Genomic DNA, 11,630 nt, shown 5'->3' on the forward strand with positions numbered 1-11,630 from the left:
AATTTCGCCATGACCCGCCTTTATGCCATTCTTGCAACCGTCGTGCTGGCCGTGGGCCTGGGCGCCATGTGGCTGATGACGCGCGGCGGCGGCTCGGATGACAAGTTTGCCCAGTGCCGGTCCAGCCAGATTGCAGGCGGCACCGCAACCATCGGCGGCCCGTTCGAGTTGATCAACTCCAAGGGTGAAACCGTGACCGACAAGGACGTGATCACCGAGCCCTCGCTGATCTATTTCGGCTATACCTTCTGCCCCGATGTCTGTCCGCTGGACACCACCCGCAATGCCGAGGCCGTCGACCTGCTGACCGAGCGCGGTTATTCGGTCACTCCGATTTTCATCTCGGTGGACCCAGACCGGGACACCCCCGACGTCGTGGGGGATTTTGCCTACAACCTGCATGAAAAGATGATCGGCCTAACCGGTACGCCGGAACAGGTCAAGGCCGCGAGCCAGGCCTACAAGACCTATTACAAGGCCCAGGACAAGAGCGACGAGTACTACCTCGTCGACCATTCGACATTTACCTACCTCGTCACGCCGCAGGACGGGTTCCTTGAGTTTTTCAAACGCGACGCGACGGCCGAGCAGATGGCCGACACCGTTGCCTGCTTTGTGGACCAGGCGGCAGAGTAACCGTCGGTTTGACCTTTGGTGTGGCGCTGCTATTACTCATCTCAAAGCCTATCGGCATGAAATAGCAGAAAGACCACACCATGGCAGACATTGCTCAGCTTGACATCGGCCCCGACAAATCCCTGCTTTTGGTGGATGATGACGAGCCGTTTCTGAGACGTCTCGCCAGAGCGATGGAAAAGCGCGGGTTCGAGGTGGAAACCGCCGGTTCCGTCGCCGCCGGACGCGCGATCGCCACCGCCCGCCCGCCTGCCTTTGCCGTGGTGGACCTGCGGCTCGAGGACGGCAACGGGCTGGACGTGGTCGAGGTGCTGCGGGAAAAGCGCCCCGACAGCCGGGTGGTGGTTCTGACCGGATACGGTGCAATTGCGACTGCCGTGGCGGCGGTGAAAATCGGCGCGACCGACTATCTGTCGAAACCCGCCGACGCCACCGACATCACCAACGCGCTGCTGGCCAAGGGCGACGAACTGCCCCCGCCCCCCGAAAACCCCATGAGCGCCGACCGCGTGCGGTGGGAGCACATCCAGCGGGTCTATGAGCTGTGTGACCGCAACGTCTCGGAAACCGCGCGGCGCCTGAACATGCACCGCCGGACCTTGCAGCGGATTCTGGCGAAACGCAGCCCGCGGTAGCTTTTTGCCGATCGGCACTATTCTGGAAACAGGCTTGGGAAATCAAGAAATTAAGGTTCGCCTACAACTTCCACTGAACCTTCGCCAATAAGGTCCTGAAGTTCTGTAGTGGAACGCCTGCCGGTCCGTCTGCTTGTGCGGATCGCTTCACCAGCAATTCGAACCACCTCAGGGGACGAAGCAAATTTCGAGTGACTTGTGCTTTGAGAGTCCTGGACTTGGCTGAGATCAATAACGGTGACTCCTGACCTTGCGAGTTCGGCTGCATCGGCCGCGCCAACACGGTCGACTCCGCCAGAAATGAACTTCGAAAAACTCAAGGCTCCGTCGTCCGAGGATACGAGAACAAAGATTTTCTGATTGTCGTGGGTGATAGTTGAGAGCTGGCTTTCGAATACCGCCAAATCGATATCGGGTGCCGCCAGAATTATGTTTCGAATTTTCTTGTTGGGATTGAACTCGCCAGCAATTTCGGCTTGCGAGATGGCTTCCATCGTAAGGAACGCTCCCATGGAAAATGCGAGTATGTCAAATTGTTGAGCCTGTGATCGCGAAATGATCTCACCGGCTTTCAAAAAGTCTGATCTGGCAGCCAGGGCGCTGTTGATATCGTAGACGTATTTCAGAGTCTCTGCAGCAGACGCCCATGACATCAATACGGGGATCCCGTCATACTCGGTATCCTCGACAAACTGTGCCAATCTAAGGATGGCATCGCTCAGGGTCGTGTTGTAGCCGTGCACAAAGACCAGAACGTTTCTGTCGGAAACGCTGAGGTTCAGTAACTGATTGTCAATTTCAGAAACAAAGGCGGCTTCCGAAACATAGACTTTTGGTTCAACTATGGTGAAGTGCTTTGAGGCAATAGGTGGCAGAGAGCTGGCTCTTTCAATTTTCCCTGCTTTGTGAATTGGCGGGATGGTGACGACTACTGAAGCCAAGCCCAAACCCTCACCGCGGTCACCGGAAAAGAAGACCCCTTCTGCACCGGACGCTTGACGCGTCGTGGCAATGAAGACTGTTTGGCGCTTGGCCTCTTTTACCTCAGATGCAGGAAGTCTTGGATTATCGATCCCTACCAATTCCGGCGGGCGGCCGCATGAAGCCGCTCCCAGCAACATCATCGTGGATAAACACAGAAGCCGGAATGCGCGCGGTAGATCCGAAGTTCCAATTCTGAGGCGTTTCATACAACGACGATCACTCGGCTCGGTTGCGCCTCATTAGACTGACGGTGTCGTTCTTCTGTCAACCGGCGAACGCTGGAGCCGCTTTTTTTGGCTCAAGCAGTGTCTTCTCTGCGGAACGATATTGAGTAAATGAGGCCGTTCTTCGGAGTTTAGTCACACGGACTGCGTGGGCGCCGCAAAGGCAAATATGCGGCTGGGGGCAAGCAAGATTCCGTTACCATTCGAGTTTCATAGCTCCGCCAACAGCTCCGCGTGCCGCGCCGTATATGCCTGCCGAACCTCAACCGGTGGCCTGAGTGTGATCTGCAACCTCTCCATCACCGCCGCGTCCGGTCGGCCAAAGAACTTGGTTGCCTCGGCCTCGGAAAACCCCGCGATCTGGGTGGCCTCCATCCACGCGCTGATTTTGTCGGCTTTCTTGATCTGACGTTTCACCGTTTTCGGCACCGCGGCGGGCAGGCCGAAGCGGATGTGGATTGCCGCCGCCAGCCGGTCGTCCAGCGCGCCGTAACCCGGGCCGACCGCGGCCTTCACCGGCGAGATCATGTCGCCGATCACATATTCCGGCGCATCGTGCAGCAGCGCCGCCAGCCGCCATTTCACCGGCGCCTTGGGGGCGATCCGGCCGAACAGTTCTTCGACCAGCAGGGAATGCTCGGCCACGGAATAGGCGAAATCACCCGCCGTCTGGCCGTTCCAGCGCGCCACGAAAGCCAACCCATGGGCGATATCCTCGATCTCGATATCCACCGGTGTCGGGTCCAGCAGGTCCAGCCTGCGGCCCGACAGCATCCGTTGCCATGCCCTGGGTTGTGTTGCCATTCCGCCATGCCCCATCTTGTCCACCGTGCCTGTGACCCGGTTTTATGCTATGCTTAAGCCATCCTGATCACTGGCTGCCAACAATTTCTTGAGCAATCGTGCTTTGAACCGGCACCTTGTGATCACGACATGAAGACTGAGGGGGGCACGCGCTCCTCCCAGTGTGCCCCTCTCGGATTGAAACCCAACCGAAAGGAGCCTGTCATGTTCAAGCGTGTATTCGGACTGGCACTTGTCTTTGGAATGGCTGCGGCCGCGCCGCCTGCATTGGCACAGAACTGTGCCTTGCGCGGAGATGTGATCGCCAAACTGCAGCAAACCTATTCAGAGGAGCTTGCCTTTGGCGGCTTGCAGAACTCGCGAGGCGGACAAACGGTCATGGAGGTATGGGCCTCACGCGAAAGCGGGACCTATACCGTTCTGGTGACCCACGCCAACGGCATCAGCTGCATTGTCGCCGCCGGCACCGATTTCTTTGAAGCGATCCCAAAGATTCAAGCCGAGGGGACGCCCAGTTGAACTGAGCGCCGCTCGCGGTCCACTGCCACCCACATTGCCACTTTTCCCCAACGGTGTTAGGGGCTGCCCAAACCGTTGTTGATCGGAATGGAGCATCTGATGGCTGGCGACTACATCGTCAAAGACATTTCACTGGCCGGGTTCGGCCGCAAGGAACTGGATATCGCTGAAACCGAAATGCCGGGCCTGATGGCTCTGCGCGCGGAATACGGCGACAGCAAGCCGCTGAAAGGGGCGCGCATCGTCGGGTCGTTGCACATGACGATCCAGACCGCCGTGCTGATCGAAACGCTGGTCGCGCTGGGCGCGGATGTGCGCTGGGCGTCGTGCAACATCTTCTCGACCCAGGACCATGCGGCAGCGGCCATCGCCGAGGCGGGCATTCCTGTCTTTGCCATCAAGGGCCAGACTCTGGAAGAGCACTGGGACTATCTCGACAAGTCTTTCCTGTTCGAAGACGGCCCGAACATGATCCTGGATGATGGCGGCGACGCCACGCTGTACATCCTTCTGGGCGCGCGCGCCGAAGCGGGTGAGGACATCATTCCCGTCCCGTCCTCGGAAGAGGAAGAAGTCATCAAGGCGCAGATCAAGAAGCGAATGGCCGCCAGCCCGGGCTGGTTCACCAAGGTACGCGATCAGATCAAGGGCGTGTCCGAGGAAACCACCACCGGCGTCAACCGCCTGTATCAGCTGGTCAAGGACGGCCAACTGCCGTTCCCGGCGATCAACGTGAATGACAGCGTCACCAAGTCGAAGTTCGACAACAAGTACGGCTGCAAGGAATCGCTGGTCGACGGTATCCGCCGCGCCACCGACACGATGATGGCCGGCAAGGTTGCCGTGGTCTGCGGTTATGGCGACGTGGGCAAGGGCTCGGCCGCCTCGCTGCGCGGCGCGGGCGCCCGCGTGAAGGTGACCGAGGTCGACCCGATCTGCGCCCTGCAGGCCGCCATGGACGGGTTCGAGGTGGTTCTGCTGGAAGACGTGGTTTCGACCGCCGACATCTTCATCACCACCACCGGCAACAAGGACGTGATCCGCATCGAGCACATGCGCGAGATGAAGGACATGGCCATCGTCGGAAATATCGGCCATTTCGACAACGAGATTCAGGTGGCCAGCCTGAAAAACCACAAATGGACCAACATCAAGGACCAGGTGGACATGATCGAGATGCCTTCGGGCAACCGCATCATCCTGCTGTCCGAAGGCCGTCTGTTGAACCTGGGCAATGCCACCGGACACCCGTCCTTCGTGATGTCGGCCTCGTTCACCAATCAGGTTCTGGCCCAGATCGAACTGTTCACCAAAGGCGACCAGTACGAGAACAAGGTCTATATCCTGCCCAAGCACCTGGACGAGAAGGTTGCACGCCTGCATCTGGACCGGATCGGCGTCAAGCTGACCAAGCTGGACAAGGAACAGGCGGATTACATCGGCGTTACGCCCGAAGGCCCGTTCAAGCCCGAGCATTACCGGTATTGATCCGTCAGAAATACGCGGAGAAGGCGGCCATTTGGGCCGCCTTTTTTGTTGCGCTCAGCGGAGCGGCGGCACGAAATCGCCGCGCCCCTGCGGCGTCAGGTCCAGAATGTTCCATAGGGGCCAGGCAGCATCGACATGGCGTGGATGCCAGTCGCTGGGCTGAAAGAACAGCTCGGAGCTCCAGAAATGGTGAATGCCATCTGCATCGCGTTGAAACACGTTCAGAATCGGCAACTGGTTTCCGTTCTCGGTCTCGGCCAGATAGTCTTGCTGGTACGTTGTATCCAACGCGGAATACAGCGGCAGATCCTGCCAGCCCATGCGCCGGCTCAGCGCAGCCAAGGCATCCGGTGTATTCTGCGCCACGACCGCAAAGGCGGTTTTTCGGGTCAGATGTGCGACCTGCCCGGTCAGCCCGTCCAGAAAGGCCGAGCACATGGGGCAGGGGTCCTGCGCCTTGGGGCCAAACATCAGCGAATACACGACCAGAGTGTCATGATCACCGAACAGGCTTGAAATCGGGGCAATTTTGCCCCCGAGGTCCCGAAAAGCGTAATCCTGCGGGATTTGGCCGCCCTTGGGCAAGGTCCGGCGCAGCGCGGCCACTTCCTCGACCCGCGCACGCAGATCGGCTTCGGCGGCCAACAGAGCATTTCGGGCGGTTCGGTATTCGGCGCTTTCGTTCGGTAGGGCGATGGTCATGGCAGTCTCCTCGACTCAATGATTAACTAAAATGTTAAATAAAACTGAAACAATGATCAACCCGAAGGTGCGCGTATCCCTGCCTTGGGGGGAAACCGTAGGATTTTTCCCTTTGTTGAAAAGCTGTCAGCCGTTACCGTTCAGCCAGCGCCGCAAAGGCCGGAACCCAACCCACACAGGAGAGGACAATGGGAAAACGTGACGAGTTGATCGCCAAATACGCGGATGATCTGAAGAACAAGTGCGGGATGGACCCCGACATGGACCTGCTGACCAAGGTTACCATTGGATGCGGCCCGGCCATCTATGACGCGGATGCCGCGACCGTCGCCGCCAGCCAGGAAGGTGAGCTGGAGACCGTCAAGAACAACTTTCTGATCAAGAAACTGGGCCTGTCGGATGGCCCCGAGCTGATGGCAGCGATCAACAAGGTCATGGAGACCTATGGCATGTCCGAGCGCAACAAATACCGCGCGGTGGTCTATTACATGCTGACCAAGCATTTCGGCAAAGAGTCGGTCTACGGCTGATCCCGCCGCGACATTCGGAAACGCCCGCCCGACTGGTTCGGCGGGCGTTTTGCATTTGAATCATAATCTATTGATTTCACGTTTGAAAAATCGGCCCGCCTTGGGCTACATTCAGCCCGTGACCAGGACGGTCAGAACCAGAGATTTCTTTGCGTGTGGTGAGTAGGGAGCACGCGGGGTAGGGAAGGTTCTGCATCGTCAGGGCCTTCCCTTTTTTCTCAATCCGCCTGGGTCTGGCCCAGTTCGCAGATCACCGCCCATTCGGCATCCGAGACGGGCTGCACAGACAGGCGCGAGTTTTTCACCAGCACCATGTCGGTCAGTCGCGGATTGGCCTTGATCTGGTCCAGCGTGACCGGTTTGGCGAAGGGGCGCACCGCCTTGATGTCCACGCAGTCCCACCGGTCGTCGTCGGTGGTGCTGTCGGGGTGGGCCTCGGCGCAGACCTCGACGATGCCGACGATCGCCCTGTCCTTCTGCGAATGATAGAAAAACCCCCGGTCGCCCATCTTCATCTGCCGCATGAAATTGCGGGCCTGATAGTTGCGTACCCCGTCCCATTCCTCGCCCGCGTTGCCCTTGGCGACCTGCTGGTCCCAGCTCCAGGTCGAGGGTTCGGATTTGAACAGCCAATACGCCATCAACCGATGACCTTCTTCCACGGGATCAGTTCGACCGATGTGAACAGACCGGCCTTGGCATAGGGGTCTTTGTCGGCCCAGGCCTGTGCGGCGGACAGATCCTCGACATCCAGGATGACCAGCGACCCGATCATGGCATCGCCGTTCAGAAGCGGCCCGGCCTGTGCGACCACGCCTGTTTCTTCGATATAGGCCAGGTGCGCGGCGCGGTTGTCCAGACGGGTCTGCAGGGCGCCGTCTTTGTCCCGGGCGATCAGGGCGATAAGCATGTTATTCCTCCTTGAGTGGGCGATTGAGCAGGGATTGCAGGGCCTCGGCGACACTGTAGGCGCCACGGCTGAGCTGCGCCACCGTTTGGCAGATGGGCATGTCCAGCCCCTCGGTCGCGGCGATGGCGGCCATGGCATTTGCTGTAGCCACGCCTTCGACGGTGGTCGCGGCGTCAAAGGACTCGTTGCGGCCCAGCGAAAGCCCGAACCGGAAATTGCGCGACAGTTCGGACGAGCAGGTCAGAACCAGATCGCCCAAACCCGACAGGCCCATTAGGGTCTCGGGCCGGGCGCCGCGCATCGTGGCAAAGCGCTGCATCTCGGCAAAGCCGCGGGTCATCAGGGCCGCGCGGGCGCTGTCCCCCAGACCCGCGCCGATGCAGGCTCCGCAGGCGATGGCCATCACGTTCTTCAGTGCGCCGCCCAGTTCGGCCCCGGTCACGTCGGTGGTTCGGTAGAGCCGCAGGTTGCCGGTGGTCAGGGCCTGTTGCAGCCGGGTGCCCAGATCCGCGTCGGCGCAGGCCAGGGTCAGCGCCGTAGGCAACCCGCGGGCGATGTCGTCGGCAAAGCTGGGCCCGGTCAGCAAGGCAGTGCGGGCGCTGGGCAGCACCTGTTCGATCACGGCAATCGGACCGAGGCCTGTGGACAGTTCGATGCCTTTGCAGCAGGCCACCAGGCTGCGACCCTGCAGGTCCGCCGCATGGTCTGACAGGACATCGCGCAGCTCTTGCATGGGCACGGCGAGCAACAACACGTCGGTCTGACAGGCCAGCGTGATTTCAGCGGTCACCGTGATGGCGTCGGGCAGGGTGACACCCGGAAGGCGGGTGTCATTGCGGCGGGTCGCCTGCATCGTCTGCGCCTGTTCGCCTGACCGGGCCCACAAGGTGACCGGACCCTTGCCCGCCAGCGAGATCGCCAGCGCGGTGCCGAAGGCGCCCGACCCAAGGACCGAGACGTTCATGCCTTGGCCCCCTTGCGCCCGCCGCCCAGCATGGCCGGGCTGGTCTGGTCCAGCGGCCAGCGGGGCCGGGCGGTCAGGTCCAGCCCGTCACGCTCGCCCAGCCGGAACCGCTCCAACCCGGCATAGGCGATCATCGCCGCATTGTCGGTGCACAGGTGCAGCGGCGGGGCGGTAAACCGCGCGCCGGCATCGGCCGAAACAGACTCTAAAGCGGTCCGAATGGCCGTATTGGCCGCAACGCCACCCGCCACGGCGATGACCGGCTCGGCAGGATTGGTTTCAAGATACAAGGCGATGGCACGGCGGGTCTTTTCGGCCAGCGTATCCACGACCGCCTGCTGGAACCCGGCGCACAGATCGGCGCGGTCCTGACGCATAAGCCCGCCCTTTTCGGCCACGATCTGGTCGCGCATCCGCATCAAGGCGGTCTTGAGCCCGGAAAAGGACAGATCGCATCCGGGCCGGTCCAGCAGCGGCCGCGGGAAGCGAAAGCGTTTGGGGTCGCCATCGTGCGCCTCGGCCTCGACCGAGGGGCCGCCGGGCTGGGGCAGGCCCAGCAGGCGCGCGGTCTTGTCGAATGCCTCGCCCGGGGCGTCGTCGATGGTGCCGCCCAGTCGGGTGAACCGCTCGGGACCGTGGGCGATCAGGTATTGGCAATGCCCGCCGGACACCAGCAGCATCAGGTAGGGAAAGGCGATCCCGTCCGTCAGCCGCGGGGTCAGCGCGTGGCCGGCCAGGTGGTTGACGCCGATCAGCGGCAGGCCGGTGGCCGCGCTGATCCCCTTGGCGCACATCACGCCGGACATGACCCCGCCGATCAGCCCCGGCCCGGCGGTCACGGCCACGGCGTCCATGTCCTGCAGGGTCAGGCCCGCCTGTTCCAACGCCTGCTGCACGCAGACGTCCAGCTTTTCGGCATGCGCGCGGGCCGCGATCTCGGGCACCACGCCGCCGAAGGCGCTGTGCAGCTCCGTCTGGCCATGCACGACCGAAGACAGAACCTGCGCCGGTTCGCCCTCGGTCTGCCGCACCACGGCCGCCGCCGTGTCATCGCAGCTACTTTCCAATCCCAGAACGGTAAGTGTTTGCACCATCGGCCTGAACCATTGCATCATGATCTGGTCGCGGGGTATCACCCCGCGCCGCAGCAAACAATCCTCAAGGCCCGAACGCCCGCCCGTGTACCTGTTGATGACCCGCCCCCGCGCCGCCTCGGAGAGGTTCGTGGCGCAGTTGCCCGAACGTGTACGGTCGCGGGTTCAGGTGATCTATTCCCCGCTGCTGGATATCCGACCGATGGAACAGGCGGTGGACACGACCGGAATCCGGGGCCTGATCTTCACCTCGGCCAATGGCGTGGCGGCCGCCGCGGCGCAGGATGTGCGCCGGAATCTGCCCGCCTATTGCGTGGGGCCGGCCACCACCGAAACGGCCCGCCAGTCCGGGTGGGAGGCCCGGATGGCCGGCGAAACCGCCGAGGAGCTGGTCGCCAAACTGCTGAAAGAGCGCCCGGACAGCCCGCTGCTGCATCTGCGCGGCGAACACAGCCGGGGAAACATCGCGGCCCGGCTGACCGAACTGGGCCTGACCGTGCGGGAACAGCCGGTCTATCGCCAGCATTTGCTGCCTTTGACGCCCGAGGCCCGGGCGGCTGCGGCTGGTTCGGCCCCGGTGATTGCGCCCTTGTTCTCGCCGCGAACCGCGCGACAATTTGCCGACCTTTGGCCCGGACCGGCACCGCTTTTGGTCGCCGCGATGAGCGGACCGACCGCCGAGTCCCTTGAAAACTTGGCGATTGCCTGTTTGCGGATTGCCAAACGCCCGACGCCCAAGAAAATGCGGAAAGCCGTGAAAAAACTCGTTAAATACGCGATCCGGCTTGAGGGTGCGATGGGCGCGGATTAACTTGGACGCGTCTGCGCGTCAGGTTTTATGGGAATCGACAGGGGGAAGTGACGGTGGCTGCCAAGAAAGACACAGACCAGAAACCGGCCGACGACCCCAAGGTCGATGAGGTGCCCGAAGCGGTCGACGCCAAGACTGACGCCTACACGCTTGACCCGGAAGATCGGGTTGAACAAAGCCCTTCCGAAGCCGAAGCCGAAGCCGAAGCCGAAGCCGAAGCCGAAGCCGAAGCCGAAGCCGAAGCCGAAGCCGAAGCCGAAGCCGAAGCCGAAGCCGAAGCCGAAGCCGAAGCCGAAGCCGAAGCCGAAGCCGAAGCCGATCGGGCTGCGGCAACCGATCCGCAACCTGAGGCCAAGCGAAGCGGGTTCATGCCGGCGCTGATTGGTGGCGTCATCGCGGCGGCGCTGGGGTTCGCCGCCGGACGCAGCGATCTGCTTTGGCCGGCGGGGTCCGATCCGTCCGAGGCGATTGCAGCGCTTGAGACCAAGGTGTCCGACCAGGCCCAGCAACTGGCTGACCTGAGCAAGCAATTGTCTGAAGTTCCCGACCCGTCCGCAGATATCGCGGCGCTGAGCGCCAATCTGACGCCGATCGAAAGCGACCTTTCCGCGCTCAAATCCAATGTCGACGATCTGTCCGGCAAGCTCGACCCCTTGGTGCAACGCGTCGCACAGCTTGAGGCACGTCCGTTGACCGACGCCGCCTCGCCCGAAACCGTTGCGGCCGTCGAGGCCGAGCTGAAGAAGCTGCAGGAGTCGCTGGCCGCCCAGCGTGCCGAAGTCGAAAAGATGGTCGCCGAAGCGCAAACCCTGGACGCGCAGGCCCAAGCCCGGGCACAGGCGGCAGAGAACCTGGCCGTGCTGTCCAAGGTTCAGGGTCAATTGGATGCCGGCGCACCCTATGCCGATCTGGTGGCCCAGTTGCAGACCGGCGGCGTGCAGGTGCCGGAAGCCCTGTCCGCTCCGGCTGGCGAAGGTGTACCGACACTGACGGATCTGCGCGAGAGTTTTGCGCCTGCCGCCCGAACTGCGCTGGCAGATGCGCGCGAAGCCGACAAGGGAACGGGCCTTGTCGCCTTTCTTCAGCGGCAGACCGGCGCCCGGTCCGTTTCGCCAAAAGATGGCAATGATCCCGACGCCATCCTGTCACGAGCAGAGGCCGCGTTGGGCAAAGGTGACATCAGCACGGCCTTGACCGAGCTGGGCGCGCTTCCGGAAGCGGCGCAGCCAGCAATGGCCGAATGGATCGCGGCTGCCAAAACCCGCCAATCCGCGGTCGAAGCCGCCAATGCGCTTGTGACAAGCGTGAACTCGAACTGAGGGGCCTGCC

Annotated in this window: 14 protein-coding genes; 7 read left to right on the forward strand and 7 right to left on the reverse strand. The window is 61.8% G+C overall.

Annotated features, from left to right (window positions below; translation table 11 throughout):
• Nucleotides 1–9 precede the first annotated feature (9 nt).
• Together K3752_RS16595 and K3752_RS16600 are read left to right on the forward strand one after the other, a co-directional pair.
• On the forward strand, nt 10–636 hold the full coding sequence (locus K3752_RS16595; protein ID WP_170340640.1) for an SCO family protein: 627 nt from the start codon (nt 10–12) through the stop codon (nt 634–636).
• Between the two features lie 80 nt (nt 637–716).
• Complete coding sequence (locus K3752_RS16600; RefSeq protein ID WP_170368977.1) at nt 717–1,271, forward strand: ActR/PrrA/RegA family redox response regulator transcription factor; 555 nt, start codon at nt 717–719, stop codon at nt 1,269–1,271.
• Nucleotides 1,272–1,321: 50 nt separating this feature from the next.
• On the opposite strand, the gene K3752_RS16605 is transcribed toward K3752_RS16600, so the two are convergent.
• On the reverse strand, nt 1,322–2,395 hold the full coding sequence (locus K3752_RS16605) for an alpha/beta hydrolase (protein ID WP_217353462.1): 1,074 nt from the start codon (nt 2,393–2,395) through the stop codon (nt 1,322–1,324).
• Between the two features lie 294 nt (nt 2,396–2,689).
• Nucleotides 2,690–3,283: an HD domain-containing protein gene (locus tag K3752_RS16610; RefSeq protein WP_170361062.1), complete on the reverse strand. Its 594-nt coding sequence runs from the start codon at nt 3,281–3,283 to the stop codon at nt 2,690–2,692.
• A 204-nt stretch (nt 3,284–3,487) separates the two neighbouring features.
• Between K3752_RS16610 and K3752_RS16615 the strand changes: the two genes are divergently transcribed.
• Nucleotides 3,488–3,802: a hypothetical protein gene (locus K3752_RS16615; protein ID WP_170340637.1), complete on the forward strand. Its 315-nt coding sequence runs from the start codon at nt 3,488–3,490 to the stop codon at nt 3,800–3,802.
• A 99-nt stretch (nt 3,803–3,901) separates the two neighbouring features.
• Nucleotides 3,902–5,290 (forward strand): adenosylhomocysteinase, encoded by a 1,389-nt coding sequence (gene ahcY / locus K3752_RS16620; RefSeq protein ID WP_170361058.1) that lies wholly within the window; start codon nt 3,902–3,904, stop codon nt 5,288–5,290.
• 54 nt (nt 5,291–5,344) lie between these two features.
• On the opposite strand, the gene K3752_RS16625 is transcribed toward ahcY, so the two are convergent.
• Entirely contained in the window at nt 5,345–5,992 is a 648-nt protein-coding gene (locus K3752_RS16625) for a DUF899 family protein (RefSeq protein ID WP_260063844.1), read from the reverse strand.
• A gap of 188 nt (nt 5,993–6,180) precedes the next feature.
• Here K3752_RS16625 and K3752_RS16630 point away from each other — a divergent pair, with 188 nt between their 5' ends.
• Complete coding sequence (locus K3752_RS16630; RefSeq protein WP_170340632.1) at nt 6,181–6,522, forward strand: DUF2853 family protein; 342 nt, start codon at nt 6,181–6,183, stop codon at nt 6,520–6,522.
• Between the two features lie 218 nt (nt 6,523–6,740).
• On the opposite strand, the gene K3752_RS16635 is transcribed toward K3752_RS16630, so the two are convergent.
• The 4 genes from K3752_RS16635 to tsaD are packed head-to-tail and all read right to left on the reverse strand — an operon-like array spanning nt 6,741 to nt 9,490.
• Nucleotides 6,741–7,163: an EVE domain-containing protein gene (locus tag K3752_RS16635; RefSeq protein ID WP_260063845.1), complete on the reverse strand. Its 423-nt coding sequence runs from the start codon at nt 7,161–7,163 to the stop codon at nt 6,741–6,743.
• A complete protein-coding gene (locus tag K3752_RS16640; RefSeq protein WP_170539601.1) occupies nt 7,163–7,432 on the reverse strand; it encodes a YciI family protein in 270 nt (89 codons plus the stop codon). The genes K3752_RS16635 and K3752_RS16640 overlap by 1 nt, the downstream gene beginning before the upstream one ends.
• Nucleotide 7,433: 1 nt before the next feature.
• A complete protein-coding gene (locus K3752_RS16645; protein ID WP_260063846.1) occupies nt 7,434–8,396 on the reverse strand; it encodes an NAD(P)H-dependent glycerol-3-phosphate dehydrogenase in 963 nt (320 codons plus the stop codon).
• Nucleotides 8,393–9,490, reverse strand: coding sequence for a tRNA (adenosine(37)-N6)-threonylcarbamoyltransferase complex transferase subunit TsaD (gene tsaD, locus K3752_RS16650; protein WP_260063848.1), 1,098 nt, complete (start codon nt 9,488–9,490; stop codon nt 8,393–8,395). Before tsaD ends, K3752_RS16645 begins: the two co-directional genes overlap by 4 nt.
• A gap of 97 nt (nt 9,491–9,587) precedes the next feature.
• On the opposite strand from tsaD, the gene K3752_RS16655 reads away from it, so the two are divergent.
• On the forward strand, nt 9,588–10,301 hold the full coding sequence (locus K3752_RS16655; RefSeq protein ID WP_260063849.1) for a uroporphyrinogen-III synthase: 714 nt from the start codon (nt 9,588–9,590) through the stop codon (nt 10,299–10,301).
• Nucleotides 10,302–10,354: 53 nt separating this feature from the next.
• The gene (locus K3752_RS16660) at nt 10,355–11,620 is read left to right on the forward strand and encodes a COG4223 family protein (RefSeq protein WP_260063850.1); all 1,266 of its coding nucleotides are present in this window, start codon (nt 10,355–10,357) and stop codon (nt 11,618–11,620) included.
• The last annotated feature ends 10 nt before the right edge of the window (nt 11,621–11,630 follow it).

This window comes from Ruegeria sp. B32 (assembly GCF_025141855.1).
GTDB classification, from domain to species: domain Bacteria; phylum Pseudomonadota; class Alphaproteobacteria; order Rhodobacterales; family Rhodobacteraceae; genus Ruegeria; species Ruegeria arenilitoris.

Excerpts from the sequence above, each read along its gene's own strand:
- K3752_RS16615 (WP_170340637.1), top strand. The coding sequence starts at position 3,488 with ATGTTCAAGCGTGTATTCGGACTGGCACTTGTCTTTGGAATGGCTGCG.
- K3752_RS16600 (WP_170368977.1), top strand. The coding sequence starts at position 717 with ATGGCAGACATTGCTCAGCTTGACATCGGCCCCGACAAATCCCTGCTT.
- K3752_RS16640 (WP_170539601.1), bottom strand. The coding sequence starts at position 7,432 with ATGCTTATCGCCCTGATCGCCCGGGACAAAGACGGCGCCCTGCAGACC.
- K3752_RS16630 (WP_170340632.1), top strand. The coding sequence starts at position 6,181 with ATGGGAAAACGTGACGAGTTGATCGCCAAATACGCGGATGATCTGAAG.
- ahcY (WP_170361058.1), top strand. The coding sequence starts at position 3,902 with ATGGCTGGCGACTACATCGTCAAAGACATTTCACTGGCCGGGTTCGGC.
- K3752_RS16595 (WP_170340640.1), top strand. The coding sequence starts at position 10 with ATGACCCGCCTTTATGCCATTCTTGCAACCGTCGTGCTGGCCGTGGGC.
- K3752_RS16645 (WP_260063846.1), bottom strand. The coding sequence starts at position 8,396 with ATGAACGTCTCGGTCCTTGGGTCGGGCGCCTTCGGCACCGCGCTGGCG.
- K3752_RS16605 (WP_217353462.1), bottom strand. The coding sequence starts at position 2,395 with ATGATGTTGCTGGGAGCGGCTTCATGCGGCCGCCCGCCGGAATTGGTA.
- K3752_RS16635 (WP_260063845.1), bottom strand. The coding sequence starts at position 7,163 with ATGGCGTATTGGCTGTTCAAATCCGAACCCTCGACCTGGAGCTGGGAC.
- K3752_RS16625 (WP_260063844.1), bottom strand. The coding sequence starts at position 5,992 with ATGACCATCGCCCTACCGAACGAAAGCGCCGAATACCGAACCGCCCGA.
- K3752_RS16610 (WP_170361062.1), bottom strand. The coding sequence starts at position 3,283 with ATGGCAACACAACCCAGGGCATGGCAACGGATGCTGTCGGGCCGCAGG.
- tsaD (WP_260063848.1), bottom strand. The coding sequence starts at position 9,490 with ATGGTGCAAACACTTACCGTTCTGGGATTGGAAAGTAGCTGCGATGAC.
- K3752_RS16655 (WP_260063849.1), top strand. The coding sequence starts at position 9,588 with ATGACCCGCCCCCGCGCCGCCTCGGAGAGGTTCGTGGCGCAGTTGCCC.